The 21,623-nt window shown below is 55.4% G+C and carries 19 protein-coding genes and 1 tRNA gene; 15 read left to right on the plus strand and 5 right to left on the minus strand.

Annotated features, from left to right (window positions below; all coding sequences use genetic code 11):
• The first annotated feature begins 279 nt into the window (after positions 1 to 279).
• On the plus strand, positions 280 to 480 hold the full coding sequence (locus ACZOF8_RS09740; RefSeq protein ID WP_022487845.1) for a DUF2905 domain-containing protein: 201 nt from the start codon (positions 280 to 282) through the stop codon (positions 478 to 480).
• A gap of 37 nt (positions 481 to 517) precedes the next feature.
• Here ACZOF8_RS09740 and ACZOF8_RS09745 read toward each other — a convergent pair whose 3' ends face one another.
• Both ACZOF8_RS09745 and ACZOF8_RS09750 read right to left on the minus strand, forming a co-directional pair.
• Positions 518 to 1,087, minus strand: coding sequence for an HD domain-containing protein (locus ACZOF8_RS09745; protein WP_022487844.1), 570 nt, complete (start codon positions 1,085 to 1,087; stop codon positions 518 to 520).
• A gap of 110 nt (positions 1,088 to 1,197) precedes the next feature.
• Complete coding sequence (locus ACZOF8_RS09750) at positions 1,198 to 1,710, minus strand: ferritin (protein ID WP_022487843.1); 513 nt, start codon at positions 1,708 to 1,710, stop codon at positions 1,198 to 1,200.
• A gap of 121 nt (positions 1,711 to 1,831) precedes the next feature.
• Here ACZOF8_RS09750 and ACZOF8_RS09755 point away from each other — a divergent pair, with 121 nt between their 5' ends.
• The 8 genes from ACZOF8_RS09755 to ACZOF8_RS09790 all read left to right on the plus strand — a co-directional run bounded on the left by ACZOF8_RS09755 (position 1,832) and on the right by ACZOF8_RS09790 (position 9,517).
• Positions 1,832 to 2,362 carry an NAD(+) diphosphatase gene (locus tag ACZOF8_RS09755; RefSeq protein WP_022487842.1) on the plus strand — a complete coding sequence of 177 codons (531 nt, stop codon included), beginning with the start codon at positions 1,832 to 1,834 and terminating at the stop codon, positions 2,360 to 2,362.
• A gap of 194 nt (positions 2,363 to 2,556) precedes the next feature.
• A complete protein-coding gene (locus tag ACZOF8_RS09760) occupies positions 2,557 to 4,098 on the plus strand; it encodes an AbgT family transporter (RefSeq protein ID WP_022487841.1) in 1,542 nt (513 codons plus the stop codon).
• A 390-nt stretch (positions 4,099 to 4,488) separates the two neighbouring features.
• Complete coding sequence (locus tag ACZOF8_RS09765; protein ID WP_022487840.1) at positions 4,489 to 4,866, plus strand: peptidase dimerization domain-containing protein; 378 nt, start codon at positions 4,489 to 4,491, stop codon at positions 4,864 to 4,866.
• Positions 4,866 to 6,041, plus strand: a complete 1,176-nt coding sequence (locus ACZOF8_RS09770) for a M20 metallopeptidase family protein (protein WP_022487839.1) — start codon at positions 4,866 to 4,868, stop codon at positions 6,039 to 6,041. Before ACZOF8_RS09765 ends, ACZOF8_RS09770 begins: the two co-directional genes overlap by 1 nt.
• Before the next feature lie 151 nt (positions 6,042 to 6,192).
• A complete protein-coding gene (murI, locus tag ACZOF8_RS09775) occupies positions 6,193 to 6,987 on the plus strand; it encodes a glutamate racemase (protein ID WP_022487838.1) in 795 nt (264 codons plus the stop codon).
• A gap of 84 nt (positions 6,988 to 7,071) precedes the next feature.
• Positions 7,072 to 7,147 (plus strand) — tRNA-Thr (locus tag ACZOF8_RS09780).
• Positions 7,148 to 7,256: 109 nt separating this feature from the next.
• The gene (locus tag ACZOF8_RS09785; RefSeq protein ID WP_481143674.1) at positions 7,257 to 8,171 is read left to right on the plus strand and encodes a hypothetical protein; all 915 of its coding nucleotides are present in this window, start codon (positions 7,257 to 7,259) and stop codon (positions 8,169 to 8,171) included.
• Positions 8,168 to 9,517, plus strand: coding sequence for a GHKL domain-containing protein (locus tag ACZOF8_RS09790; protein WP_481143675.1), 1,350 nt, complete (start codon positions 8,168 to 8,170; stop codon positions 9,515 to 9,517). The genes ACZOF8_RS09785 and ACZOF8_RS09790 overlap by 4 nt, the downstream gene beginning before the upstream one ends.
• A gap of 6 nt (positions 9,518 to 9,523) precedes the next feature.
• Here ACZOF8_RS09790 and ACZOF8_RS09795 read toward each other — a convergent pair whose 3' ends face one another.
• Positions 9,524 to 10,252 carry a LytR/AlgR family response regulator transcription factor gene (locus ACZOF8_RS09795; RefSeq protein ID WP_487426865.1) on the minus strand — a complete coding sequence of 243 codons (729 nt, stop codon included), beginning with the start codon at positions 10,250 to 10,252 and terminating at the stop codon, positions 9,524 to 9,526.
• Between the two features lie 561 nt (positions 10,253 to 10,813).
• On the opposite strand from ACZOF8_RS09795, the gene ACZOF8_RS09800 reads away from it, so the two are divergent.
• On the plus strand, positions 10,814 to 15,994 hold the full coding sequence (locus ACZOF8_RS09800; protein ID WP_487426866.1) for an ESPR-type extended signal peptide-containing protein: 5,181 nt from the start codon (positions 10,814 to 10,816) through the stop codon (positions 15,992 to 15,994).
• A 509-nt stretch (positions 15,995 to 16,503) separates the two neighbouring features.
• Complete coding sequence (locus ACZOF8_RS09805; RefSeq protein ID WP_022486620.1) at positions 16,504 to 16,971, plus strand: transposase; 468 nt, start codon at positions 16,504 to 16,506, stop codon at positions 16,969 to 16,971.
• A gap of 149 nt (positions 16,972 to 17,120) precedes the next feature.
• Here ACZOF8_RS09805 and mnmA read toward each other — a convergent pair whose 3' ends face one another.
• Together mnmA and ACZOF8_RS09815 are read right to left on the minus strand one after the other, a co-directional pair.
• Complete coding sequence (gene mnmA, locus ACZOF8_RS09810) at positions 17,121 to 18,188, minus strand: tRNA 2-thiouridine(34) synthase MnmA (RefSeq protein ID WP_487426867.1); 1,068 nt, start codon at positions 18,186 to 18,188, stop codon at positions 17,121 to 17,123.
• 15 nt (positions 18,189 to 18,203) lie between these two features.
• The gene (locus ACZOF8_RS09815) at positions 18,204 to 19,355 is read right to left on the minus strand and encodes a cysteine desulfurase family protein (protein WP_487426868.1); all 1,152 of its coding nucleotides are present in this window, start codon (positions 19,353 to 19,355) and stop codon (positions 18,204 to 18,206) included.
• Between the two features lie 168 nt (positions 19,356 to 19,523).
• Here ACZOF8_RS09815 and rpsF point away from each other — a divergent pair, with 168 nt between their 5' ends.
• From rpsF to ACZOF8_RS09835, 4 genes are all read left to right on the plus strand, one after another.
• Entirely contained in the window at positions 19,524 to 19,808 is a 285-nt protein-coding gene (gene rpsF, locus ACZOF8_RS09820) for a 30S ribosomal protein S6 (protein ID WP_012937438.1), read from the plus strand.
• 13 nt (positions 19,809 to 19,821) lie between these two features.
• Positions 19,822 to 20,265: a single-stranded DNA-binding protein gene (locus ACZOF8_RS09825; RefSeq protein WP_022486623.1), complete on the plus strand. Its 444-nt coding sequence runs from the start codon at positions 19,822 to 19,824 to the stop codon at positions 20,263 to 20,265.
• Positions 20,266 to 20,286: 21 nt separating this feature from the next.
• Positions 20,287 to 20,523 (plus strand): 30S ribosomal protein S18, encoded by a 237-nt coding sequence (gene rpsR, locus ACZOF8_RS09830; protein WP_012937440.1) that lies wholly within the window; start codon positions 20,287 to 20,289, stop codon positions 20,521 to 20,523.
• A gap of 141 nt (positions 20,524 to 20,664) precedes the next feature.
• The gene (locus ACZOF8_RS09835; protein ID WP_022486624.1) at positions 20,665 to 21,621 is read left to right on the plus strand and encodes a YybS family protein; all 957 of its coding nucleotides are present in this window, start codon (positions 20,665 to 20,667) and stop codon (positions 21,619 to 21,621) included.
• Positions 21,622 to 21,623 lie beyond the last annotated feature (2 nt).

Below are 21,623 nucleotides of genomic sequence, written 5' to 3' on the forward strand. Positions count from 1 at the left end.
TAAGCCCTTATACGCCGAAAGTACTCGACTGGAAACGGTCCGGGAGGATAGGGAGCTGCCGGTTAGGAAAATTCCGCATCTGATGGATGCGGAATTTTTTTGTGTCAGCGGCGGATAGATACCAGATACGGAGGCATCTGCTTTTGAATTTGCGGCCCTTTGGGCGGCCGGGACGGGCTTGCCTGCGGTGAGCCCCTGCATCGTTGGTGTTATTGATTTCAACGGAGAAACCGGGGAGAACATGGTACAATAGAAACAAAAACAACAGGGGATGAAAATATGGGAAGAATGCTGATCGGCCTGGGGCTGCTGCTGGTGGTTGCCGGCCTTGTCATGGAATTCGGGTCCAATCTGTTCCCCCTGGGCCATCTGCCCGGGGATATTCACATTACCGGCAGGCACGGGAGTTTCTATTTCCCGGTGGTCACCTGCATTGTGGTCAGTGTGGTGCTGAATGTGCTGCTGAGGTTGTTTCATTGAAACGGGAGTGTTGTACAGAATGTGCAACACTCCCTTTTCATATATTTTCTCTTATTTTTTCCCTGGTCCAAGTGTCCACTGCCTGTTTCAGTTCCTTCAGCCAGGAGGAGAACTGGACGGCTTTTTCCGGGTAGGTGAACTGGAGGTCATATTCCAGGGGCAGCCAGGTGTCCCGGTCTGATTCGTTGTGGCTGATCACCGCTTCCAGTTTGTCCAGGGCCTTGTACAGTTTGGCTTCCTGGGTTTCCTGGGCTTCCATTTCCTCCAAGAGGGCCTGCCATTCCTGCCGGTTTCCTTCCGGAAAGGCGGCCAGCCATCTGTCCCAGCAGTCCTGTTCTGCCGCCCGGTCCCGGTCCCCTTTGGCAAAGGTGGGGATGTCCCCGGTAAAGGCTTCCCCCAGGTCGTGGATCAGGCACATCCGGATCACCCGGTCCAGATCCAGCTCCCGGAATTCCGGCTCATGGGACAGCAGGAGGGCCATGAGAGCCATCCGCCAGGAATGGTCCGCCACGCTTTCCTGCCGGCCGGGAGCCGTCCAGCAGTGGCGGGTGGCGGTTTTCAGCCGGCCGGCCCGGGTGAGGATCGCAAGAAACGTTTCAGGGGACATGGAGAACCATCCTTTCTTGGTGCAGAGATGGAACCATTATAGAGCGGAACGGGTAGCAGGGTCAAATGGAAAAGGGGGTGCTGCACGTTCTGTGCAGCACCCCCTTTTTCTCAAGGCACCAGGGTCGGTGCGGCGTAGACTCTGGCCAGGAGTTCCTGGTTCAGGGCGTAGAGCCCTTTGGGGTCGCTGCCGAAAAGTTCGAATTTCTTGATCAGGTCGCTGACGTTCTTTTCTTCTTCTCCCTGTTCCTTCACGAACCAGTCGAAGAACTGCATGGTCCGGTAATCCTTGGCTTTGTCGGCGGCTGCGTAGATCTTGTTGATGCAGCCGGTGATGAACTGTTCGTGTTTCAGGGCGGCTTTCAGGGCGTCGTCCAGTTTCTTGTAGGTCATGTCCGGTTTGTCGATGGTGCCGAAGACCACCGGGGCGTCGTTGTTCTGCAGGTAGGTCCGCATGAGCATGGCATGGTCCCGTTCTTCCTGGGCCTGGATGTCGAACCAGTGGGCGAAGCCGTCCAGCCCCTTTTCCTGATAATAGTTGGCAAAATCCAGATACAGATAGGCAGAATAAAATTCCTTGGTGACCTGTTCGTTGATCAGGTCTCTGACTTTGTTGTCCAACATGGATAAAACCTCCCTTTCATTGCCTTCCATTATAGCAGGTTTGGATGGGGGCGGCGAAAAAACTTGACAGGGTTTCCCGGGTTGGGTATGCTAACCTTGTATGAACAAAGGAGGAAATCCCATGCATTTTGAATACTGTCCCACCTGCGGCTCCCGTCTCCAGCCCAAACCGGCCGGGGATGAAGGACTGGTCCCTTTCTGTCCGGTCTGCCAGCGGTACTGGTTCGATTTTTTCTACAGCTGCATCATCATCCTGCTCTGCAATGAATACGACGAAGTGGTCCTGTGCAAACAGCCCCACCTGTCCCAGAAATATGAAAGCATCACCTCCGGCTTCATTATGCCGGGAGAAACGGCGGAAGAGACCGCCCACCGGGAAGTGAAGGAGGAACTGGGGCTGACCCTGGAAAAAATGATTCCGGAAGGGACCTACTGGTTCAGCAAGGGCCAGATGCTCATGCACGGGTATCTGGGCTTTGTCCGGAAACAGCCCTTCCACCTGTCCCAGGAAGTCACCTCCGCCCACTGGGTGCCCATCCTGGACCTGCCTCAAACCGCCTATCCGGAAACCCCGGAAAATGTCATCTATCCGCTGTGGCGGAAGCTGCTGGCCCTGAAAGGAATGGCGGAACCGGGACTGGAACGGCCATAACCGAATATTAAAAGTAAAATTATAATCAAAGTTCGAAACAACATAAAATATGTATACAGTATTTTCATAGCGAAAACATGGATTTTCCATAGAAATTTGCTTATAATGAAACTATACTTTTTCCCATAAGTATTGTGTCATGCTCTCTTTATTGTACTGGAAAAAGCGAATTTCTAGGAAAGGATGTTGTTACTATGAATGGGACCCAGGAAAAGACGAAGAAAAGCCTTATGGACCGTTTCCTGAACGTCATCGAACGGGCCGGCAACAAACTGCCGGATCCGGTGTCTCTGTTTGTACTGCTGGCCATTGTGGTCATTGTGCTGTCTGCCGTATTGGGGGCGGCAGGGGTATCGGCCACCCATCCCGGCACTGGGAAGGTCATCAAGATCGTGAACCTGCTGTCGGTGGACGGCTTCCGGATGATTTGGAGCAAGGCGGTTTCCAACTTTGCCAACTTCGCTCCGCTGGCCATGGTGCTGGTGTGTGTCATCGGCTCCGGGGTGGCTGAGAAAAGCGGCTTCCTGGCGGCTTTCATGCAGAAAATGCTGGGGGATGCGGCACCGGCTGTGGTCACCTTTGTGATCATCTTCATCGGCATCAACGGCAACGTGGCCGGGGATGCGGCCTTTGTGGTGCTGCCTCCGGTGGCCGGGGTGATCTTCCTGAGCATGGGCCGGCATCCGCTGTTGGGGGTGTTCTGCGGGTTCGCCAGTGTGGCGGCCGGGTTCTGCGCCAATGTAATGCTGGGGATGAGTGATTCCCTGGCCTACGGGTTTACGGAAGCGGCGGCCAAGATGATCGACCCGTCCTACCAGCAGTCCCCTGCCATCAACTATTATTTCCTGTTTGTTTCCTGCTTCCTGCTGGCCCTGGTGGGGACCTTCGTCACGGAAAAGATCATGGCCCCCCGGTTTGCCGGCACGGATCTGACCCAGTATGAACTGGATGAATCCATTGCGGAAATGACGGACCGGAAAAAGAAGGCCGTGAACAAGGCCCTGTTGGCCGGGCTCATTACCCTTGTTGTGATCGGGCTCATGTGCGTGGGGGCGGATCCTCTCCTGGGTGATCCCAAGACCCATTCCATCATGAACCCCAAATCTCCATTTATGACCGGCATCATCCTGATGGTGACCCTGGTACTGTTTGTGCCCGGGGTGGTCTACGGGTTTGCTTCCGGCAAGTACAAAAACGACAAGGACATGTGGGCGGATATTTCCCAGGCTTTCAAGGATATTTCCTCCTACATTGTGCTGTGCTTCTTCTGTGCCCAGTTCACCAGCTACTTTGCCTGGTCCAACATCGGTGTGGTGCTGGCCATCAAAGGGGCGGAAGGACTGAAGGCGGCCAATATCACCGGCCTGCCCCTGATCTACGGGCTGATCGTGGTTTCCTGCATCATCAACATGTTCATCGGTTCCGCTTCGGCCAAATGGGCCATCCTGGCGCCGGTGATGGTGCCCATGATGATGCTCATGGGGTACGACCCGGCCCTGACCCAGGTGGCCTACCGGATCGGGGATTCCCTGACCAACCCTCTGTCCCCGCTGTTCTCCTATTTCCCGCTGATTTTGGGGTTTGCCCGGAAGTATGAAAAGGACATCGGCATGGGAACCATCATTGCCAACATGATTCCTTATTCCTTTGCATTCGCCATTGCCTGGGGCCTGCTCCTGGCAGCCTGGGTGCTGTTCAACCTGCCCCTGGGTCCTGGCGGGGGGATTTATCTGTAAAGGCGGTCAATGGGCAATTGTCAATGGCTAATGGAGGGAACCTGCCGCGGCAGGTTCCTGGAAAGGAAACGCAGCCGTTGGCTGCTAACCCACCACCAGCCTTGCGGCTGGTCCCCCGCCCTTGAAAAGGGCGGATACATGGCACACCGGGCTTACGCCCTTGTGCTCCAGGCAAGGGCCAGAGGCCCGAGCGTATATCCGCCCTTTGCAAGGGCGGGGGACCGTTGCGCTTGCGCAATGGTGGTGGGTTAGCCGCGGCCGCGGCGTCTTTGTTCAGAAGAACCCGCATCTGTGGGTTCTTGCCATCGGCCGTTGACCGTTTACAGCTGACCGCTGACAGGGGTCTGCTGCTTTCTGCAGCAGACCCTCTTGTGGAAAGGACAAACGCTTATGGGTTTACTGAAAGATACGGAAAAGGAAATCGACTTTACCATTACGGTCCATGGGGTTTCGGCCCATGGATCCACGCCCCATCTGGGGAAGGATGCCATTGTGGCGGCTTCAGCGGTGATCCAGGCGGCCCAGACCCTGGTGAGCCGGGTGAACAATCCCCTGCGGCCTCTGGTCCTGGGTTTTGAAAGCGTCAAGGCCGGGAAACAGTTCAACATCGTCTGCGACAAGGTGCAGCTGACCGGCTGCCTCCGGGCCTATGACGACGAACTGCTCATGGACATGGTGGACAAACTGAAGAACCTGGTCCGGCGCACGGCAGAAACCTTTGACTGCCGCAGCGAACTGACTCTGCTGCCGGAAGGAGGCGCCTGCTGATGGATGTGAAAGCCTTGGCGGCCGGCGAAAAAGACTATATCCTGGCACAACGGCACTGGCTCCATGCCCATCCGGAACTGGGCCGGGAAGAAAAGGAAACCACCGCCCACATTGCCGCGGAACTGGAAAAAATGGGGATCCCGGTCCAGACCTTCCCGGATATCACCGGGTGCATCGGCACCATCCAGGGAGCCAAAGGCCCGGGGAAGACCCTGATGCTCCGGGCGGATATCGACGCCTTGCCCATCCAGGAAGCGGACCTGACCAAACCCTATGCCTCCCAGCATCCCGGGGTCATGCACGCCTGTGGCCACGACTGCCATACGGCCATGCTCCTGGGAGCAGCCAAAATCCTCAGCGCCCATCGGGATGCTTTTCCGGGCCAGGTGAAGCTGCTGTTCCAGATGGGGGAAGAAATCGGTACCGAATCCCGCCATTACGTGGAGAAAGGCTGTCTGGATCAGGTGGATGCCATTTTCGGCATGCACATCTGGGCCTTGCTGGACGCCGGTACCGCCAATCTGGAAGACGGGGAGCGGATGGCCTGCAGCGACCGGTTCACCATTACTCTTACCGGGAAACCGGCCCCTTCTGACGCCCCGGAACAGGGGGCGGATCCCCTGGCAGCGTCTGCCTCCGTAGTCATGGGGCTCCAGCAGCTGGTGAGCCGGCAGAACGACCCGGAAAACACCTTTGTGCTTACGGTGGGTATGATGAACAGCGAGGGGGAGAAGGGCCAGCTGGCCCGTTCTGTCCAGCTGGTGGGTACCACCCGGACCTTCAACAAAGAATTCCGGAAGACCCTGCCCCAGAAAATCGAAAAAGTGGCCCGGGCCTTTGGAGAAGGGCTGGGCTGCCAGGTGGACTGCACCTATTTCTTCGGTCCTGCCCCTCTCATCAACGAGCACAAAGACCTGAACGATTGCGGCCGGAAAGCCGTGGCCCGGATCATGGGAGAAAAAGCCCTGGTGCCCATGGAAAAACAGATGGGTGCGGAAGATTTTTCCGTGTTCATGGAAAAAGTACCCGGCGTGTTTATGTTCCTGGGAGCCCGGAACAAAGAAAAAGGCATCTGCTGCGTCCATCATCATCCCGCCTTCGAAGTGGACGAAGACGTGCTGCCTAACGGGACGGGGATAGAGGTCCAGTTTGCGCTGGAGTATTTGAATGGGTGAAAAAAGGGGCTGTTGCCGGCGCAACAACCCCGTCAGCAGTCCGCTGACAGAAAAGGGGGTATTGCACGCAATGTGCAACACCCCCTTATTCGTGGTATAATATACTTTCCTAAAGTGGTTTAACGGCACAAATACAGGCAAGGAGGGTTCCATGAACAGATTAGATCCCATTGGCGTCATTGATTCCGGGGTGGGCGGATTGACCGTCCTGAAATGGCTCCAGCAGAAAATGCCCCATGAACGGTTCATCTTTATCGGGGATACCGCCCGGACTCCCTATGGGAACCGGCCCCGGGAAGAAATCCAGCAGTTCGTCAGCGAAATGACCGCCTGGCTGAACCGGCGGAACATCAAACAGCTGGTGGTGGCCTGCAACACCATTACGGTGCTGGGCACCGAGGTAATCAAAAACGGGTACGATTTTTCCGTGATCGGCATGAAAAAAGGCGCCCATATGGTGGAAGGGGTCACGAAGAACAAACGGGTGGGCTTTCTGGCCACCGATTTCACTGTGGCTTCCGGGGCCCATAAAAAGGAAATCCAGGAAATGGATCCGGAAATCCAGGTGTTCGGCCAGGGGTGCCCCAAATTCGTTCCCCTTATCGAAGGGGAGAAATTCGGCAGCCCGGAACTGGCGGCGGCCATCAAGGAATATACGGACAAGCTGAAGGAACATAAGGTGGATACGGTGATGCTGTCCTGCACCCATTATCCCTTTGTGGAAAAGGAAATCCGGGAAGCCTTTGGACCCGGGGTCACCATCCTGGATCCGGCGGAACGGACGGTCCAGGCAGCCATGGAAGACCTGAAAGCCCGCCATCTGGACCGGGAAGTGGGCCTGGGCCGGGCAGAAGTATGTTTCACCGCTGACCTGGAAAGAGGCAAGCGTCTGGCAGCCCGGATGCTGGATATGAACCAGTGTGATTTCCGACTGATCCAGTTGTAAAAGCGGTCACTGGTCAATGGCTGTTGCATGTGCAACAGCCTCTTGAACAATCCCCGGGGATATGATATAATTTCCCTGTTCAATGCTACTGTAGCTCAGCTGGTAGAGCATCTCATTCGTAATGAGAGGGTCGTAGGTTCGAATCCTATCAGTAGCTCCAATAGACCAGACCGGCCCGTCACTTTGGTGGCGGGCTTTTTTTTGTGTTTGACATCTTTTTCTCTTTTCGTCATAATTACAATTAATGAATTCCGGAGGTGATTTCTGCCATGGGTTATGCTTTTGCCACTGTATTCCTGTTCTGTTTTTCCCTGCTGCCTCCGGCTTATCTCCGGTACTATCCCTTCCGGTCCGTGGCCGGTCTCCGCCGGCGGAAGGTGCTGCTCCTGGGACATCTGTGGATCTTTTTCCTGGAATTCCTGCTCCTGGCGGCTCTTTTCAGCTGGGGAGCGCTGAAGCTGGAAAGCGGCATGTTCCAGTTCCTGTACCTGTTCTGCTATCTGCCCCATTTGCTGCTCCTGGTGTTCACCATCCGGCCGTTCTGGTTCCGGCATCTGTTTGTGCTGGGGCTCCAGGCCATCTATATGATCTTTGTTCATATCCTGTCCCTGGAAGCCTTCAAGCTGTTCCTGCCCGATTCCTGGCACATTGGCCGGGTACTGCCTTATTTCATCATCTATCTGGTCCTGTTCCTTCTGGGGATGCCCCTGGCCCTGAAAATCATCGGGCGGCTGTTTACCCCGGAACAGCTCACGTCTCCCCGGTCCGCCTTCTGGCCTTACCTGGGGCCTGTGCCTCTGCTGCTGTGCTACTACCATGCCAACCAGGGGTATTTCATCCTGAACCCCCGGGATCTGTTCCAGCCGGGACTCCAGATCTATACCCTGATCACCCTGGGGATGCTGATGCTGGTGGCTTTGTTCCTGGTCCTGACCATCCGGGGCGAGCTGGAGCAGGTGCAGAAAATGTTCCAGCTGAAGGAACAGAATCTCCAGCTCCAGGGACGGCTCAATGACATCAACAGTTACGCCGTTTCCCTGCGGAAAGAGCAGCAGGAACTGGCCATCATCCGGCACGACAGCCGGCATCAGCTGCGGATGCTGGCGGAACTGGCGGAAAACGGGGAATTTGAAGAAGCGGAAAAACACCTGCTGAAGCTGCGGAAAGAGGTGGCGGACAAGTGACTCCCATCCTGGAAACCACGGCTGTGTCCCTGGTCTACATCCTGGTGCTCCAGCCCTTCTATCTGCTGGAGATCCTGCCTTTCTGGGGATTTCTGGAAGAAGAAAAGAAAAAGCCCTTCTGCCGGGCCTGGGTGGTCCTGGCGGTGGCGGAAACGGCCCTGACAGTGGGGCTGGTCCGGTCCGGACTGTTCCCTTCTGTCTCTGCCGCCTACTGGGCCATAGGGTACCTTATATGGATTCCCCAGTTCCTGCTGTGCTTCTGGGTCACCCGGAAGTACTGGGTGGGCCATCTGTTCATCCTTTCCTTCCGGATCCTGTTTTCCAGCTGCTTTTATACCTTCCTCCGTCACTTTTTCCTGTGTTTCTGGCCGGCAAGTGAATTTGCTTCCATGTATTTCTGGCAGATCCTGTTCTATGGGGGAGAATGCCTGATCGCCTTCCCCGTCCTCCTCCGGTTCTTTACCCGCACCTTCAGCCATTTCCAGGAAGCGGCTACCCGCCGGTTCTGGCGGAGCACCACCATCATCCCCATGCTGCTGGCGGTGGATACTCTGTATGTGAGTGTGTATGATTCCCAGGAACGGTATTTCGATCTGATGGGTGCCCGGATCCTGCTGATGATTGTAGTACTCCTGATGATGTCTGCCATCCGCCGGGGCCAGCAGGAAGTGTATGATGAGATCAGCGCCTACGAGGAAAAGCACCAGCTCCAGCAGCAGGTGGTGTCCGCGGCCAACTATGTAAAGATGTCAAAAGAATCCCGGCAGCGGCTGGAAGCCATCTACCGGGAAAAACGGGACCATATCGACCAGCTGCTGGATCTGGTCCGGCAAAAGGACCGGTTGGGGGTGCTCACCTATATTGAAGAACTGGGAGAAGAATTCAACAGCACCAAGCTGCCCCAGTACTGCCAGAATCCCCTGATCAATGCGGCCCTTACGGTGTATCTGTCCCGGGCCCGGAAAGAAGGGATTCCCATCACCGTGTCCGTGGACCTGCCCCAGGATCTGAACTGCAGCGGGGATCTGTCCATTGTGCTGTCCAACCTGGTGGAGAACGCCCTGATCGCCAGCAGGAAGCAGCCGGAAGACCGGCGGAACATCACCGTACTGGCCCGGCATCAGGGGGACATGCTGAACATTTTGGTGAAGAACCTGTTCGATGCCCCGGTGGCCCTGGACGAAGAGGGCCTGCCGGTGACCAAAGTAAAAGGCCACGGCATCGGCATGAAATCCCTGGCCCGGTTCCGGGACAAATACGGAGCCAGCGTCCTCTGCCAGCAAAAAGAAGGCTGGTTCCTCACCTATCTCCAGGTGGATATGGGAGCGAAGGGAGTGGGGGATTAGTTTTTTTTACTTCGTCCCAAACATATACTGGAAATACTGCTCCTGGAACTCCCGGTACTTCCGCTTTCCCAGGGGAATCTGATGGCCCTGGATCTCTACGTAATCGGTTTTGATCAGGTGGATGGCGCCCAGGTTCACCAGATAGCCTTTGTTGGGGGATACGAACTGACCAGGGGCGATTTTGTCCAGGTCCGCCTTCATGTCCTGGCCGGATTTCCGGGTTTCCAGGGTACTGTCGTCAGCCAGGTATACCTCCAGCACATGGCCGTGACTTTCCAGGAACAGGATCTGGGCGATTTCTTCCACCCGGACGCCTCCGCCCACCAGCCGGAAGATCACCTTGGCGCTGTTCCGCTGGCGGATGTAGGCAATGGCACGGTCCATGGCCTTGGCGAACTGGGCCTGGGTAAAGGGCTTCAGGAGATAATCCGTGGCTTTCACCTCAAAAGCTTCCACGGCAAATTCGTCGCTGGTGGTGAGAAAAATGATTTCCGCCCGGCTGTGGTGGTCCCGGAGCTCCCGGGCCACATCGGTGCCCAAAATCCCGGGCATGCACACATCCAGCAGCACAATATCGAACAGGGCCCCCTTGTCCACCGCTTCCACAAAGGCAAAAGCGTTTTCAAAGGTCTGGCAGCTCATATTTTCTTTGCGGTTCTGGAAGTATTTCTCTGCAGTTTCCCGGATCTTCTGGATCTGGTCCTGCTGATCATCACAAATGGCAATATGCAGCATGCTGTTCACTTCCTTTCCATGGGTCTGTACCAATTTACTCACCTCTATTATACCCAGTCCGGACAGTCTTGGAAAATCTCCGCCCTGAAAGGGCGGTTTTTTTTCATGAAAAGGAGATTAAAATGTCTTTGAATCAAGAACAAATAAAAAGAAAAATCTGAAAAATATTTTCAGGACAAAAAATGACCCTTTCGTGATTTTCGAAAAAAAAGTTTTGAAATCCATGATATGCTTTAGCAGAACAAAGAGAAAGAAGTTCCGGACGCGGAGCTTCCTTCTCCAGGCAATACACCGGATTCCTGTATAAAGTTCCAAGTAACTCAAATGAGAATGATTCAAGAAAACTGAAGAGTGAAGTAAATCGTGTTGCATATACGGACGAACGTTCTTATACAAAAGTATACTCCGGAAATTCAAAAGAGTATACCAAGGGATAATTGGAAATTTCAGGGATTTTGGTAAACTAAAGGTAACGGGGAGACCAAAGCGCGCATGGGAAACCCACCAAAAGATGCATGAAAATGAAAAAACAGGAGAGTTCAAGAAAAGGGGTGTGGCTTTATGAACAGGATTTATAAAGTGATCTGGAACAAAACACGGGGCATGTACATGGTGGTTTCCGAACTGGCCAAAGGCCAGTCCAAAGACGGACGCCGTGCCGTGGGACGGAAGAAAGTGGCACAGACCGCTGCGGCTCTGGCCGTATTTTTCAGCATTGTCTCTATGGGAGGGACAACTTTTGCGGCGGATACTACGAAGGTCGAATCGTCGACTTCCGATACGGCAGTAGAAGTCTATACCAAGGATGGCACGGATGCGCAGATTGAGGCAGCCAGAAAATACACATATCGCAAAACGGCTGAACTGGATAAAAAATTAACGGACCAGAAGACCAGCACGGCCCTTCATATTTCCAGCACTGGCGATTTGATTGTAGGCACTAAAGAAAATCAGACAGTCAAAGACATCGAAATCCGTGGAAAATTGACTTCTGGAAGCCTTTCTACTGGTGATATCACCTCTACGGGTGATGTGACTGTAACAGGTAAGGTGGCTGCAGATGGTGTGACTGACGAAACTACCAAAGACGGTACCTATATCAAACAAAACAATACGGTAGGAAATAACCTGGTCAGCCTGGGTAAACAAGTCAAGGCCAATGATGACCGGATCACCGCTGTGAAGGAATATCTGCAGAAGGAAGCTGCGGATACCTATGTTAGCAAGAACGATGCCGCCGTACAGGATGGGGCTGTTGTGAAAGCCGCCAACACCATCGGCGACAATGTGACCAAACTGGATGCTGCCCTGGCCAAAGAAACGGCTGCCCGTCTTGGCGCCGATGCAGCACAAGATAAGGTGATCCAGCAAGTCAATGAAAATGCGTCCCAAGGGATTGCCACCCTGGCTACGGCTTACCAAAATGAAGCGGCGGCCCGAGAAGCCAAGGATAATGAACTGAACGAACGGATTACGAACGAAGCCAATGCGATCCACGAAACGACGAAACAGCTGCAGACTGACCTGAATACGGAAACGACCGCCCGTGAAACCGCCGATGCGGCTCTGGATACCCGGATCACCAATGTGAAGGAATATCTGGAGAAACAGACTTCTGACAATTATGTAAGCAAGGCCGATGCCGCCGTACAGGATGGGGCCGTTGTGAAAGCGGCCAACACCATTGGCGAAAACGTGGCTAACCTGGATGCCGCTCTGGATGCGGAAAAAAATGCTCGCATTTGGGCAGATAAAACCCAAGACAAGGTGATTCAGCAGGTCAACCAGAATATGGTGGATGGGTTCAATACCATCAACAAGAATATGGCTGATGGATTCACGGCCCTGAACCAGGCAGATGCCAAGGAAGCCCAGGAACGGGCAGCCGCTGATGCAGCACTGGATGATAAGATTACGGCAGAAACTTCGGCCCGTGTGGCAGCAGATACCAAACTGGTGGAAGCCGTCAATAGCGGACTGAGCCTGAGCGATGACAATGTTCTGCAAAAGAATACCACTACCATTGACGCCCAGGGCAACGTGACCACCTCCAAGACCGATGCCAACAAAATGATCCTGAACAAGGGCAGGGACAACCAGATCACCCTGAACGAAAAGGGAATCAAGGTTGGCACCAACAGCACGGTGGTGGATAAAGACGGTGTCTATACCGGCGGCGATACCTACAGCGAAGCCAAGGCAGCTATGAGTGCTGACGGCAAGATCAAAGGGGCCAATGGGGACTTCACCGTAGATGAAAACGGGAATGTCACTTCCAAGGCAACTATCACCGGTGAAACGGTAACCGACGGTAAGGGTGCTTCCATGAGCAACGGAACGGTAACCGGCAAGACCCTGACCGATGGGATTGCTACCATCACCAATGGCAACATCAATACCAGCGGTTCCATTACCGGCGGCACCGTAACTTCCACGGGCAACATCTCCGCATTGGGTGACATCCACGCAGGCGGCGCCATTACGGGAGCCAGCGCTTCCATCCAGGGCGCTCTCACAGCAGGCAGCGCTACCATTACCGGTGACCTGACCGCCGGCGGCGCTATCCAGGGTAAGAGCATCTCCGATGGCACGGCAACCATGCAGAATGGCAACCTCACCGGTGTGAAGAACCTGAGTGCTGAAACCATTACCACCAGCGGTGATGCCATCATCGGCGGCGACCTGACGGTCAACGGCAAACTGAACGTGGATGAAATCGACCTGACCAAGAACGGCATTGTAGGGGACAACAACGTAACGGCCAGCACGAAAGTGGCAGCCGGTGAAATCACCTCCTATAAGAAAGCCACCAGCACCAAAGATGGCAGCGAAAAAGAAAGCGCCATCGATTATGATGAAAATGGGACTTCCACCTGGGCGAAATCCACCGACGCCGATGGCAACTGGAAGAAGAGTACCCTGACTGTGGAAGGCAGTGATGTGACTTCCAAGTTTGTGGATTCTGACAAGAACAGCAATGAGTCCAAACAGACTTCACAAGAATCCAGTGACGTGGTGAAGGATGCCGATGGCAATACTTCCACCTTCAGCCAGAGAGTCAAAGACATCCTCCAGGAAATCAAAAACGCAGCCGGCGATACGCTGACCAAGGTCGAACAGACGGATACGGCCATTACCAGCCAGATCGGTGACGGTTCTGCCGTAAAGAGCGAAATGACGGCGGACGGCATTACCAATACGGCAGAGGGCGGAACCATTACGAATTCTGCCAAAGATCTGGTGAATACTGCCACCGGCAATATGACCAATACCGTAGGCGGCAAGATGTTGAACGATGTGACCGGCGACATGGAAAACAAGGTGGGCGGCAACCAGAACACCACGGTGACCGGCGACAGCAGCCTGACGGCAGAAAACATCACCAACGAAGCCCGGAACAAGATCACCAACAAGGCTCTGGATGTGGAAACCGATGCTTCCAGCTCCATCGTCAGCAAGGTTTCCAACGAGTACGGCTCCAATACTTCCACCCAGCTGTCCTACCAGACCACGGAAGAAATGAGCCAGGCCGATGGCAAGAAAGCTTCCTATCTCCGGGGCGCAGCAGAAGAAAAATCCCAGCTCACCGATGGGGACAAGCAGACCACCATCGACACCGTTGCCGGCCAGACCAACACCAACATTACGGATGGGACCAATACCTCCAACAGCCTGCAGAAGGCAGACCAGGTTGCCTCCTCCGTAACGGACGGCACCAACACCACGGTTGTGAACCAGGATGCCAAGAGCCTGGCCTCCTCCATCACTGACGGGACCAAGGCCAACAACACCAACAGCACTGTAGACAAATCGGAACAGCTGATCAAAGCCAGCGATACCCAGTACAGCGCTACGTCTAAGACAGCTACTAAGATGGAAGATGCCCTGGTAAGCGGCGGCAGTTTCATCGACGTTATCAAGAACCTCGACGATGCAGCCAACCCGTTCATCGGCAGCGCCGTAACGGATGGCACCAACAGCACTGGCGTCACCCAGACGGCAAAAGATATCACCAACACGGCTAAGAACGGTACGATCGCCAATGATGCCAAAAACATCACCAACACGGCTTCTGAAACCTTGAGCAACAGTGCCAAGAACATCACCAATACCGCAGCGGAAAAACTCAGCAATTCCGCAGCGGAAATCGAAAATACGGCCACCAAGTCCATCAAGGATAAAGTGGGTGAAAACGTGAGCCGGACCATGACCACCAGCAAGATTGCCGAATCTGTGGTGGATGGAGCCAACAGCAACTCTTCTTCCAAGACGGCTGACAAGGACATCAACATTGTTACCGATGGGACCAGCACCAGTACCCTGAGTCAGCTGGCCGGCAGTGTGAATACGTCCCTGAAGAAAGTGGACAGCAGCGGAAACTCCGTGAAGTCCCTGAACAATGTGCAGACCGTTTCGGAAGACACCACCAAGATCACCGATACTGCCAGCGGCGACTTCTCCAGCCGCAGCCAGAAGGCCAACGGCTTCACCAGCCTGGTGAAGAACAACAGCGGCGGATCCAACACGGTGACGGATACGGCCACCAAGTCGGAACAGAAGCTGGTCAGCGGGAACATCATCGACATTCTGAAGGATGCAGAAAAGGGGTATGTGAATACCACCGTAAGTTCTGGGACTGGCGACGATGCTACCAAGACCAGCGTGACCACCACGGACGCCGGGACCACCTTTGAAAATACCGAGCATGCAGCGGCTATTGGAGAAGGATCCATCACCAAGACCACCATTTCCGGGAACACCCTGGAAACCGGCAAGGCAACGGCGGATTATGTGGATGTGAACAAGGACCTGCACGTGATGGGCAATACCCAGCTGGATGGCACCCTGGAAGTGGCTGGCAAGTCCACCTTCAAGGATGACGTCACCATGGAAAAGGATCTCTCTGTAGGCGGCAACGCTACCGTAGCCGGCGATGTGACGGCCAAGTCCTACAAGGTAGGGGACAAGACCTACATTAACGAAAACGGCATCAATGCCAACGACCAGAAGATCACCAACGTGGCGGACGGGACCATTGCTGAAGGCAGCACCGATGCGGTGAACGGCGGCCAGCTGCATGCAACCAACCAGAGAGTCTCCACTGTGGAAAATCGCGTAGACCGGGTGGAAACCCGGGTGGACAACCTGGACAACCGGATCGATAAAGTGGGGGCCAACGCAGCGGCTATGGCCAACCTGCACCCCATGGACTTCGATGAAGATTCCAAGGTCAGCGTGGCAGCGGCTGTGGGCAACTACCGCAGTGAAACTGCCGGGGCCCTGGGCGTGTTCTACCGGCCTACGGACCGGGTGATGCTGAATGTTTCCACCAGCTTCGGCAATGGGGAAAACATGATCGGCGGCGGCGTGTCCTTCAAGCTGGGCAAGAGCAGCAAGCGGCTGGAAAAGGCGGAAGCCACCAATGCCGCTCTGGCCAAACAGGTGACCAACCTGCAGAATCGGCTGGATGCCCTGCTGGGCGTGCTGAACCCCAGCCTGTCCAAGGACTTCCCGGATGTACCGGCCAACCACTGGGCTTACGAAGCCGTAAGCCGGCTGGCAGGGAATGACATCGTCCAGGGATACGAAGACGGCAAGTATCACGGCGAACGGACCATGACCCGTTATGAAATGGCTGAAATCATCTACAACGCCCTGTCCAAAGGGGCCAAGGCGGAAGCCAAACTGGTAGAAGAATTCCGGCCTGAACTCCAGGCAATGGCTGCCCAGAGAAAAGCGTAACCGTCTCCCCGGATGGATTGCACACACCCCCTTTGGAGCAGAACCATAAAGCAAAAAACCACCCCGCGCAATGCGCGGGGTGGTTTTTTGCGGCTGCCAGTGGCCGATGGGGGAAGGAGGCCCTCCGGGCGGCCAGGGAAGGGCTCGCCTGTAGCAAGCCCCTACAGCGTTGGGATCGGGGTTGTGGCTGGGGGCGAATGGATTGCGGATGTCATAGGTTGCGGGGTGCAGGATGGAATGACCCTCCGGGCGGCCAGGGAAGGGCTCGCCTGTAGCAAGCCCCTACAGCGTTGGGGTCGAGGGTTGTGGCTGGGGGTGGATGGATCGCGGATGCCTGGGCTTTGACTTGCAGGAGGGACTTTGACACCAACGGCGTAGGGGTTCCCCGCAGGGGAACCCTTCCCGGCCTCCGGTCGGATCAAACCAGCAAACTTGCAAAAATATTCTGTCATGTTATAATATATAAAACCATAAAATAAACATATGTTTGCAAAAGAAGGAGACCTTTTATGTCATTTACGCACACCCTTCATCCCAGCCGAAAAAACATCCGGCTTTCTCCTGTGGTTTACCAACTGTCCGGGCTGACTTTCCTTACGGTGTGCACCCTGGACAGGGAACCTCTATTTGGATGTATTGAACAGGGAGTTCTGCATCCTACGGAAATTGGGAATCAGGTGGCGGCTCATCTGGATTGGTTTGCCAACCGGTATCCGGGGATGGAGATCCTGCAATGGGTGGTGATGCCCAACCATATCCATTTATTGGTATTCCGAAATCAGGATAGGGCAACCATTTCCCTGGCCGGATTCATCAACCAGTTCAAAGGTTGTACAACCCGGGTGTGCGGGCGTAAAATTTGGCAGCGTGGATATTACGACCATTTGGTAAGGACGCCGGGGGATGGGGTCCGGATCATGGAATATATAGAGAACAACCCAAGGAAATGGGAGTTGGACCGGTATTTTGGGGAATGAAAATGAGCCCTCCGGGAGGCCGGGACGGGCGTGCCTGTGGCGCGCCCCTACGGCGTAGGGGTTCCCCGCAGGGGAACCCTTCCCGGCCTCCGGTCGGGCATATCTTCCTCAAAAAAACAGGCCCCGGCCGGGACCTGTTTTTTCTTTCTTCATTCCACTATAGTCCCTCCCCCCAGGACCACTTCTCCGTCGTACAATACGGCGGCCTGGCCGGGGGTGATGGCTCTTTGGGGTTCGTCGAACCGGACGGTAAAAGTATCCTTGCCGGTGGGGGTTACGGTGGCGGGCTGGGCTTCCTGGCGGTACCGGACTTTCACCTGGCACCGGACGGGGCCTTCCGGCACTTCTCCGCTGATCCAGTTGGCGTCCCGGACCTTTGCCTCCCGGCTGAACAGGGCTTCACTGGGACCTACGATCACGGCGTTCTTTGCCGGGTCGATCTTCACCACATACAGGGGATAATCGGGCTGGTTCAGCCCCAGCTTCTTGTGCTGGCCCAGGGTGTAATAGATGATCCCTTTGTGCTGGCCGATCACCTTTCCTTCCAGATCCAGGAAGGGCCCGGGCTGGGGCTTGTAGTCCAGGATCCGCTGGACCGCATCGGTATACTGGCCGTTGGGTACGAAACAGATGTCCTGGCTGTCCGGCTTCTGGGAATTGATGAATCCGTTTTCCGCGGCGATTTCCCGGGTATGGGTCTTGTGGTATCCCCCCAGGGGGAACCGGGTGTGGGCCAGCTGGTTCTGGGTCAGGCTGTAGAGCACATAGCTCTGGTCCTTGGCCGGGTCCGTGGCCCGGAGCAGCTGGTACTTCCCTTCCGGGGTCTTCCGGATCCGGGCGTAATGGCCGGTGACCACGCAGTCGCAGCCCAGTTCCAGGGCCCGCTGGTACAGGGCGCCAAACTTCAGGAACCGGTTGCAGTCGATGCAGGGGTTGGGGGTGTGGCCCAGGGTGTAGCTCCGGGCGAATTTTTCCATTACGTCTTTTTTGAATTCTTCCGTGTAGTTGAACACGTAATAGGGCATATGGAGCCGGGCGGCCACGCTCCGGGCGTCTTCCACGTCGCTGAGGCTGCAGCAGGTTTTGGAACTGCAGCCGGCGTCCGGGTTGTTGTACAGTTTCATGGTGCAGCCGATGCAGTCATACCCTGCATCCTGCATGAGTTTTGCGGCTACGGAGCTGTCCACTCCGCCGCTCATGGCAATCAGTGCTTTCATGATGCATCCTTTCTGTTACAGCCGGTGTTCCAGCTGCCGGAGCCGCTGGACTTCCCGGATAAGGGTCTGGGCCGTATAGTCCACCTGTTCCCGGGTAATGTCGTCTCCCAGGGAGAATCGGAGGGAAGATCTGGCTTCTTCCGGAGTACTGCCCAAGGCCAGGAGCACATGGCTGGGTTCCGGAGAACCGGAGGCACAGGCGGACCCGGCGGAAACGCAGATGCCGGCCATGCCCAGCACTGGCAGCAGGGCTTCTGCGGGGACTCCGTCAAAGGCCATGTTCAGGTGGCCGGGGAGCCGGGGCACCTGGCCGCTGTGGACCCGGGTGCCGCCCAGGGCCAGGAGCTTTGCTTCCAGGGCGTCCCGGGCTTCTGCCATCTTCCGGGCGTTGGCATCCAGATTATGCACCGCTTCTTCCAGGGCAGCGGCCATGCCCACGATGCCGGGGACGTTTTCCGTACCGGCCCGCTTCCCCCGTTCCTGTTCTCCTCCGAAAATCAGGTTTTCCAATTCGATCCCTTGCTTTGTAAAAAGGAAACCGACTCCTTTAGGTCCATGGAATTTATGGGCGGAACCGGACAGGAAGTCGATGTTCCCGGCTTCCAGGGTCACCGGCACATGGCCCAGGGCCTGGACCCCGTCGGTGTGGAACAGGGCTCCCTGTTCATGGGCCAGGGCGGCCAGCTCCCTGATGGGCTGGAGGGCGCCGGTTTCGTTGTTGGCGGTCATCACGGATACCAGGGCGGTTTCCGAGGTCAGGGCCCGGGCCAGGGTGTCCGGTTCCACCTGGCCTTTCCGGTTCACCGGCAGCAGGGTCACGGCAAAGCCTTCCTTCTGGAGGGCCTCCAGGGTGTGGAGGATGGCGTGGTGCTCAATGGCACTGGCGATAAGATGGGTGCGGCCGTGCTTCTTTCCCCAGGCAGCGGCGGTTCGCAGGGCCTGGTTGTCGCTTTCGCTGCCCCCGGAGGTGAAGGTAATCTCCCGGGGCCGGCAGCCCAGCAGCCGGGCGATGGTTTCCCGGGAGCCGATCAGGGCCCGGGAGGCTTCCTGCCCCAGGGGATAGGTACTGGAGGGGTTGCCGTACTGTTCTGTAAAATAAGGCAGCATGGCCTCCAGGACCTTGGGCAGGACCCGGGTGGTGGCTGCGTTGTCGGCATAGACGAACATGGTGGTGCTCCTTTGTGAATTGATATCATATTATTATACTACAGAAAAGATTCCTTTTCCTTCTTGCATTTATTCTCTTCCCATGCTATACTTTTAAGGCTGTATATATTATATATACTTCTTCTGCCCTCATGGTAGAGGAGCAAATCCAAAGGAGGAGGTGATTTCGTGAATAACTACGAAGTCATGTACATCGTTAAACCGGTAGAAGAGGACGCTTTCAACGCTGTTGTAAAGAAGTTCGATGACCTGCTGGTGGCTAACGGCGCTACGATCGAAAAAACCGATAAGTGGGGCAAAAAACGTTTGGCATATGCTATTCAGGACTTCAATGATGGTCTGTATGTTCTGACCACGTTTGCCGCTGAACCTGCAGCCGTAAAGGAACTGGACCGTGTGATGAAGATTACCGACGATATCCTGCGTCACATGATCATTCGCAAAGGCGAATAAGGAGGCTGGGTGTATGAATCGCATTATCTTGTTGGGCCGTCTCGTACGGGATCCGGAAGTCCGGGTTACACCTACGGAAAAAACGGTCTGCACCTTTACTCTGGCAGTTGACCGTCCCTTCGCTTCGAAGAACGGCCAGCGGGAAGCGGATTTTATCAACATTGTAACGTGGAATAAAACCGCTGAATTATGTGGGAACAGTTTGACCAAGGGTCAGAGAGCTCTGGTGGAAGGGCGTCTGCAGATCCGCAGCTACGATGGAAAAGACGGGAACAAGCATTACATGACGGAAGTCATTGCGGACCGGGTTGAATTCATCGAACGGAAAGGCTCCGGCAGTCCTGCCGCAGGCCAGCAGAATCCTCCATCCCAGAATCAGTCCTCTCAGGGCGGCTCCGCCGGTCCCATGGGTGGCTTTGGCTCTGAAGTAGGTTTTGACGAAGAGATCCCATTTTAAAAGGGAGGATAGAGAATAGCTATGATGAAGCGTGAAAGAGGTAACCGGAGACCCAGAAGAAAAGTTTGCTCCTTCTGCGTCGACAAAGTCCAGGAAATCGATTATAAAGATGCAGCCAAGCTGCGGAAGTTCATCACCGAACGGGGCAAGATCCTGCCTCGCCGGATTTCCGGCACCTGTGCAAAACATCAGCGTCAGCTGACCATTGCCATCAAACGTGCCAGAAACGTTGCACTGCTGCCGTTTACGGCTGAATAAGCTGGATGACAGAGACAGACCCTTTCGGGGGTCTGTCTTTTTTTTGTCAAATATTGTAAAATAGTAGGGAAACGCTCTCTTGGTTGTCAATGGCCAATAGTCAATGGCCGAAGGAAACTATCATCATGGAGGAATATCGCTTTGCATTACCATAAAACTTCTTCGCTGGTGGAATCCGGCATTTTGGCGGCGGTGGCCGTGCTTTTTACCCTGGTGGGGAACTACATCCCGGTGCTGGACATCATCGTGAGCATCCTGTGGCCTCTGCCCATCATCCTTTGCGGCCGGCGGAACGGGCTGAAATGGAGCATCCTGTGCCTGCTGGTCACCGGGTGTGTGGTGGCGGTGCTGCTGTCTCCTCTCCAGGCTCTGACCCAGTGCCTGATTTTGGGGCTCATCGGCCTGTTCATGGGCTATGCCATGGAAAAACAGATGACGCCCACCCAGACCCTGCTCATGGGGAGCCTGGGGGCCCTCCTTTCCACGGTGCTCAGTGCCCTGGCAGCCTATTTCTTCATGCATGTGAATGTAATCGAAGTGTTCTTCCAGTCCATTGACGAATCGGTGAACATGAGCAGCGAGATTTTCCAGACCCTGGGGATGAACGGGCTCACGGACACCCAGCTGGCCCAGCTGAAAAAGATGTTCGAACTGATCCTGCCGGCCGGGGTGCTGCTCAGCGCGCCCATTACCGCCATTGCCAACTACTGGGCGGCCCGGAAGATCCTGGGACGGATGGGGGATTACTACCCCTGGTTTCCGCCTTTTTCCCTGTGGAAGCTGCCCAAATGGCTGCTCCTGCCCTATGGCATCGGGATGATGCTGATCTTCTTCGGCCAGAACTATCAGGATTCCCTGGTGTACCGGGGCGGGTACACCCTGTATATGATGATGAACATGCTGCTCCTGGTCCAGGGGCTGAGCCTGATCCGCTGGTATGTGGAATACCGCCATTATCCCCGGATCCTGCTGCCGCTGAGTCTGCTGCTGACCTTCACCCTGCCCATCGCCTCCCAGCTGGTGGTGGTGCTGGGGGCCTATGAAATGGTCTTCGATCTCCGGAAGATCCGGAAGCCAGGGGCCAAAAAGCCTGAATAGAG

The sequence above is a fragment of the Acidaminococcus sp. genome (genome assembly GCF_057597765.1).

What these genes read in the sequence shown, in the direction of transcription:
- ACZOF8_RS09795 (WP_487426865.1), bottom strand. Translation starts at nt 10,252, where the DNA reads ATGCTGCATATTGCCATTTGTGATGATCAGCAGGACCAGATCCAGAAG.
- ACZOF8_RS09805 (WP_022486620.1), top strand. Translation starts at nt 16,504, where the DNA reads ATGTCATTTACGCACACCCTTCATCCCAGCCGAAAAAACATCCGGCTT.
- ACZOF8_RS09765 (WP_022487840.1), top strand. Translation starts at nt 4,489, where the DNA reads ATGGGTTTACTGAAAGATACGGAAAAGGAAATCGACTTTACCATTACG.
- ACZOF8_RS09825 (WP_022486623.1), top strand. Translation starts at nt 19,822, where the DNA reads ATGAATCGCATTATCTTGTTGGGCCGTCTCGTACGGGATCCGGAAGTC.
- ACZOF8_RS09745 (WP_022487844.1), bottom strand. Translation starts at nt 1,087, where the DNA reads ATGTCCCCTGAAACGTTTCTTGCGATCCTCACCCGGGCCGGCCGGCTG.
- ACZOF8_RS09750 (WP_022487843.1), bottom strand. Translation starts at nt 1,710, where the DNA reads ATGTTGGACAACAAAGTCAGAGACCTGATCAACGAACAGGTCACCAAG.
- rpsR (WP_012937440.1), top strand. Translation starts at nt 20,287, where the DNA reads ATGATGAAGCGTGAAAGAGGTAACCGGAGACCCAGAAGAAAAGTTTGC.
- ACZOF8_RS09740 (WP_022487845.1), top strand. Translation starts at nt 280, where the DNA reads ATGGGAAGAATGCTGATCGGCCTGGGGCTGCTGCTGGTGGTTGCCGGC.
- ACZOF8_RS09785 (WP_481143674.1), top strand. Translation starts at nt 7,257, where the DNA reads ATGGGTTATGCTTTTGCCACTGTATTCCTGTTCTGTTTTTCCCTGCTG.
- ACZOF8_RS09770 (WP_022487839.1), top strand. Translation starts at nt 4,866, where the DNA reads ATGGATGTGAAAGCCTTGGCGGCCGGCGAAAAAGACTATATCCTGGCA.
- mnmA (WP_487426867.1), bottom strand. Translation starts at nt 18,188, where the DNA reads ATGAAAGCACTGATTGCCATGAGCGGCGGAGTGGACAGCTCCGTAGCC.
- ACZOF8_RS09815 (WP_487426868.1), bottom strand. Translation starts at nt 19,355, where the DNA reads ATGTTCGTCTATGCCGACAACGCAGCCACCACCCGGGTCCTGCCCAAG.
- ACZOF8_RS09760 (WP_022487841.1), top strand. Translation starts at nt 2,557, where the DNA reads ATGAATGGGACCCAGGAAAAGACGAAGAAAAGCCTTATGGACCGTTTC.
- ACZOF8_RS09800 (WP_487426866.1), top strand. Translation starts at nt 10,814, where the DNA reads ATGAACAGGATTTATAAAGTGATCTGGAACAAAACACGGGGCATGTAC.
- murI (WP_022487838.1), top strand. Translation starts at nt 6,193, where the DNA reads ATGAACAGATTAGATCCCATTGGCGTCATTGATTCCGGGGTGGGCGGA.
- ACZOF8_RS09755 (WP_022487842.1), top strand. Translation starts at nt 1,832, where the DNA reads ATGCATTTTGAATACTGTCCCACCTGCGGCTCCCGTCTCCAGCCCAAA.